General features: G+C 69.5%; 5 protein-coding genes, 1 tRNA gene and 1 pseudogene. 4 read left to right on the top strand and 3 right to left on the bottom strand.

The features are described 5' to 3' along the window. Positions 1-99 precede the first annotated feature (99 nt). Genes cobS through FV234_RS25215 form a run of 3 tightly spaced genes read left to right on the top strand, consistent with a single transcriptional unit; the run spans position 100 to position 1,867 of the window. Positions 100-921: an adenosylcobinamide-GDP ribazoletransferase gene (gene cobS / locus FV234_RS25205; protein WP_147832367.1), complete on the top strand. Its 822-nt coding sequence runs from the start codon at positions 100-102 to the stop codon at positions 919-921. Positions 922-971: 50 nt separating this feature from the next. Next, positions 972-1,181: a DUF1289 domain-containing protein gene (locus FV234_RS25210; RefSeq protein ID WP_238271897.1), complete on the top strand. Its 210-nt coding sequence runs from the start codon at positions 972-974 to the stop codon at positions 1,179-1,181. Then, the gene (locus tag FV234_RS25215) at positions 1,178-1,867 is read left to right on the top strand and encodes a TIGR02281 family clan AA aspartic protease (RefSeq protein ID WP_147832364.1); all 690 of its coding nucleotides are present in this window, start codon (positions 1,178-1,180) and stop codon (positions 1,865-1,867) included. Before FV234_RS25210 ends, FV234_RS25215 begins: the two co-directional genes overlap by 4 nt. Positions 1,868-1,885: 18 nt before the next feature. Here FV234_RS25215 and dusA read toward each other — a convergent pair whose 3' ends face one another. Continuing rightward, positions 1,886-2,905, bottom strand: coding sequence for a tRNA dihydrouridine(20/20a) synthase DusA (gene dusA / locus FV234_RS25220; RefSeq protein WP_147832365.1), 1,020 nt, complete (start codon positions 2,903-2,905; stop codon positions 1,886-1,888). Positions 2,906-3,231: 326 nt separating this feature from the next. Between dusA and FV234_RS25225 the strand changes: the two genes are divergently transcribed. After that, positions 3,232-3,308: transfer RNA gene (locus tag FV234_RS25225), tRNA-Arg, on the top strand. 266 nt (positions 3,309-3,574) lie between these two features. On the opposite strand, the pseudogene FV234_RS25230 reads toward FV234_RS25225, so the two are convergent. After that, positions 3,575-3,847, bottom strand: a pseudogene (locus FV234_RS25230) (integrase core domain-containing protein); the annotation flags it as partial. After that, positions 3,831-3,986 carry a hypothetical protein gene (locus FV234_RS25235; RefSeq protein WP_210250985.1) on the bottom strand — a complete coding sequence of 52 codons (156 nt, stop codon included), beginning with the start codon at positions 3,984-3,986 and terminating at the stop codon, positions 3,831-3,833. The gene FV234_RS25235 and the pseudogene FV234_RS25230, both read right to left, overlap by 17 nt. Positions 3,987-4,681 lie beyond the last annotated feature (695 nt).

The raw sequence follows: 4,681 nt of genomic DNA on the forward strand, positions 1-4,681 counted from the left end.
CGCGGGTGGGCGGGCGCGCCGGTCCGGCGAGCTATAGTGGGACCGGGCGCGCGGGTGAAGGCTGCGCGCGCCAAGGCCATTGCGAGCGAAGGCGGCGTGATGCTGGGCGAACCGTTCCGCGGCGAGGCCGACTGGCCCGGCCGCGACCTCCTGCACGATCTGGCGGCGTGCCTGCGCTTCTACTCGCGCCTGCCGCTGCCGCCCTTCCCGGGCGAGCCCGATCCGCATGCGGTCCCCGACTTCCGGACGATCCCGCGGATGCTGCCGCTGGCCGGGCTGATCCTGGCGCTGCCGCCGGCTTTGGTGCTGCTCGCCGGCTGGTGGATCGACCTCGGACCCTTCGTCGCGGCGACGCTCGCCGTCGCGGTCGCGGTGATGCTCACCGGCGCCCTGCACGAGGACGGCCTGGCCGACGTCGCCGACGGGTTCGGCGGCGGCGCGACGCCGGAGCGCAGCTTGGAGATCATGAAGGACAGCCGCATCGGCGCCTATGGCGGCGTCGCGTTGATGCTGTCGTTGGCGCTGCGGATCGGCGCCCTCGCCACGCTGCTCGACCGGACCGGCACCGCCGCCGCCACCGGGCTCGCGCTGGCCGCGATCCTCTCGCGGGTCGCAGCCCTCGCGCCGATGGTGCTGCTGTCGCCCGCCCGGCCCTCGGGTCTGTCGGCCGCGGTCGGCCGCCCGACCCGCGCGACCGCGGGCACCGCCGTCGCGCTCGGCCTCGCCCTGGCGCTGCTCGCCGTCCCGCTCGGCCTGCCCTTGGCCGGCATCCTCGCGATGGTGGTGTTGGCGCCGCTCGCGTCGCTCGCCCTCACCTGGGTCGCCCAGCGCAAGATCGGCGGACAGACCGGCGACGTGGTCGGCGCCTGCCAGCAAGTCGCCGAGATCGCCGCGCTGCTGGCGCTGCTCGCCACGGTCTGAGCTTGATCGCCGGCCCTCGAAACGGGCATGGACGCGGGATGAACGCGCCTGTGACAACGCCATCCGCCAAAGCCTCGAGCCCGTGCACCAAGGTCTGCGTCCTCGATGGGCCGAGCGGCCTCTGCATCGGGTGCGGCCGGACGCGCGACGAGATCGGCCTGTGGGGCTCCCTGTCCGAGCCGCGCCGCCGCGCGATCATGGCCGGGCTGCCGACGCGTCTCGTGGAAGCCGGGCTCGCGCCCACGCAGGCGCCCGCATGACGATCCTCGCGCTGGTCGCGATCGGCCTCGTGGTCGCCGTGCTCGTGGCCACCGACGGCGGCCGGATCGCGGGGGCGATCGAGCCCGATCAGCTCGCCGGCCTCGCCTGGGGCGCCGGCATCCTCGCGCTGGTGGTCGCCGGGTTCTGGCGCCAGTTCGCCGCCGCGCCGGGCAAGAACCTGCAGGCGCTGCTGCTCTGGTGCGGCCTCGGTCTCGCCTGCGTCGTCGGCTACGTCTACCGCGAGCCGCTGCAGGAGATCCAAGCCGGCGTCATGGGCGCCCTGCGCCCGGGCACCCCGGCGATCGGCCCCGGCGGCACCGTGACGATCACCCGCCGGTCGGACGGCGTCTTCGGCGTCGACGCGCGCGTCAACGGGCAGAACCAGAGCTTCGCCTTCGACACCGGCGCCAGCGCTGTGGTGCTGACCGCGGAGAGCGCCGACGCCCTCGGCATCCGCCCGGAACCCGGCGCCTTCACCACCCGCGTCTCCACGGCGAACGGCGTCGCCTACGCCGCACCGGCCACCCTCGAGTCCCTCGCCGTCGGCCCGATCACGGAACGGCGCGTGCCGGCGCTCGTCGCCAGGCCGGGCGCCCTCGATGGCAACCTCCTCGGCCAGAGCTTCCTGACGCGACTCGCCGGCTACGAGGTCCGCGGCGACCGGCTGATCCTGCGCGGGCGCTGACGCCGCCGCGGAGGCCGATCAGGCGGCGTCCCGCTCCGGCATCTCGCGCGAGACCATCGCCACCGCGGCACGCAGGGTCGCGAGGTCGGCTGTCGCCTCGACGCCGGCGGTGGAGAGATGGCGCCGGTACGCCCGCGCGCCCGGCCGCCCGTTGAAGAGGCCGAGCATGTGCCGGGTGATGGCGTGGAGCCGTTCGCCGCCAGCGAGTGTCGCCGCGACATAGGGGGCGTAGGCCTCGACCGCCTCGAACGCGTCCGCGACCGGCGCCGGCGTGCCGAACAGCTCGGGATCGACGGCGATCAGCCCAGCGGGCTCGCCGTAGGCCGCGCGCCCGACCATGACCCCGTCGAGGATCGAAAGGTGCGCCTTCGCCTCCGCCACGGTGGCGATACCGCCGTTCACCGCGATGGGCAGGGCGGGACGCGCCCGCTTGAGCCGCACCACCCGGTCGTAGTCGAGCGGTGGCACGTCGCGGTTCTCCTTGGGCGACAGGCCCTTGAGCCAGGCCTTGCGCGCATGGACGATCAAGCCGTCGACGCCGGCCGCGACCAGCGCGTCGGCGAGCGCGTCCAGTGCGGCTTCCGGGTCCTGCTCGTCCACGCCGATCCGGCACTTGACCGTCACCGGCACGCGCACCGCCGCCTTCAACGCCGCGACGCAATCACCGACATGCTCGGGCTCCAGCATCAGGCAGGCGCCGAAGCGGCCGTTCTGCACCCGGTCCGACGGGCAGCCGACGTTGAGGTTGATCTCGTCGTAGCCGTAGCCTTCGGCGATCCGCGCCGCCTCGGCGAGGTCGCCCGGCTCGGAGCCGCCGAGTTGCACCGCCACCGGATGCTCGACGTCGGAAAAGCCGAGCAGGCGCGCCCGCGGCCCGTGGATGACCGCGCCGGTGGTGACCATCTCGGTATAAAGCCGCGCCCGCGCCGACAGCACGCGATGGAACGCCCGGCAATGGCGATCGGTCCAGTCCATCATCGGCGCGACGCTGAAGCGCCATCCCGCAAGGGTGCCCTCGATCTCGGCCGCCGTAATCATTCGACCCTCATCCGCTTCGCACAAACCCGGCCGCGACCGCCTGGCAAGAGCCGGGGCGCCTGAGCCCGATCCATAGGGCGCGCCGGATACCACGCGCACGCCCTCGCCAAAAGGCGAGACCCCGAGGCCCGGTCGGCGCGCGAGCCTTCGGACGCGATACCCGATCCCCTCCCGGAACGCGTCGCCCCTTCCTCGCTGTGCGCCGCACCAAGTCGATCGCACCGCGGGAGACGATCGCCCCGCTTACCCACTTGCCAAGCGCGGAACGAGCCTCTAGACACCCCCTCGCGACCGGAACAGGCCTTCACCGCCACCCGGTCCGCAGGGCGCCCGTAGCTCAGCTGGATAGAGCACCAGACTACGAATCTGGGGGTCAGAGGTTCGAATCCTTTCGGGCGCGCCATTTCCATACTGCCATTCGAAAATAATATGCTGCCGATGAGGCGGTGTTTGCTATGAAGGCCTCCGCGCTCGCATTGTCGCCGGCGATTCGGTTGATATCGGCGCTCACCTCGGCCTGAGTAACGATTGCCTGAAATCACGCTTTGCGGAACGAATTCTTGGCTTGGCCCCCCATTCGGTGGGCCAGGTTCGAAGTGAGTGCGTCGTCGGTCTCGTGACGATGGTGGGGTGAGCGGACGGCACTGATCCGCTCGGTTCGGTGGGCCAGATGACGACCTCCGGTGCAGGTGGCTGGTCGTCGAGCGACGCGTGCGGCCGGAGGGTGTTATCGTGCCTCCGCCATTGCCCGATGACGACGCCGGCTTCCTTGAGAGTTTAGAACACCTCGCCGTTGAGAAGTTCATCCCGCAGCTTCGCGTTGAAGCTCTCGCAGTACCCGTTCTCCCACGGACTGCCCGGCTCGATGTAGGCGGTCGTCGATCCCACCTCCCCGATCCAGTCCTGAACGGCATTGGCGATCCACTCAGGTCCGTTGTCCGAATGGCGAGTTCACCATCCGGACCGAGAAGACCGGCATGGTCGTGATCGCCCCCATCCTCGCACCGCTCGCCACGTCGATCGCCGCCTCGCCGGTCGGAGCCGAGACGTTCATCGCGACCGAGCGCGGCAAGCCCTTCACCAAGGAATCGTTCGGGACGTGGTTGGGCAAGGCGGACCGCGCCGCCACGTGTCCCGGATCAACCACACGGTCTGCGAAAGGCCGGAGCCAGGCGGGCGGCCGAAGCCGGGGCCACCGAGGCGCAGCTGAACGTCCTTTGCGGTTGGGCCGACGGCAGCCGCGAAAGCGCGACCTACACGCGGACGGCGAACCGGGCGCGCATGGCTCGGGGCAATCCCACACCGCAGGCCGAGCAATCCCGCACCGCCAGAAACAACAAAGCCCGCCAATGACTTGGCGGGCTAAAATCGTCAGCTGGTGCCCAGGAAAGGATCAGGCATCACACGCAAAAACATCAATTGAATCAATGCTGTCGACCTAAGCCGCAGAGGCGCTGTGTAGCACACATGAGTGGCACGTGCCAGAGGCGGGCGCCATTGGCCGCCTTTCCGCATATGAAGCTTTATCAAATATATTGCCAATGCGTCGGCCTCGCCGAGCGACAAATTTCGCGATAAACATAAATCCTGAAAAATATAGTAGACAATTCAGTTGACAGCGATCATATTTAGCGGAGGGTCGGACAAACAACTAACAGATGCATGAACAAACGCCCTAACGAACAATCAGATATACACTCAGATATACACTGAACTGTGAATGTATTCTACGCCTACCACCGGTGTGATCTCTTTCCACCCCGGTCACACCGCCCC

This window comes from Methylobacterium sp. WL8 (assembly GCF_008040045.1).
Classification (GTDB): domain Bacteria; phylum Pseudomonadota; class Alphaproteobacteria; order Rhizobiales; family Beijerinckiaceae; genus Methylobacterium; species Methylobacterium cerastii.

Bases quoted from the DNA above. Each gene is read 5' to 3' on its own strand.
- FV234_RS25215 (WP_147832364.1), top strand. From the start codon at position 1,178: ATGACGATCCTCGCGCTGGTCGCGATCGGCCTCGTGGTCGCCGTGCTC.
- cobS (WP_147832367.1), top strand. From the start codon at position 100: ATGCTGGGCGAACCGTTCCGCGGCGAGGCCGACTGGCCCGGCCGCGAC.
- dusA (WP_147832365.1), bottom strand. From the start codon at position 2,905: ATGATTACGGCGGCCGAGATCGAGGGCACCCTTGCGGGATGGCGCTTC.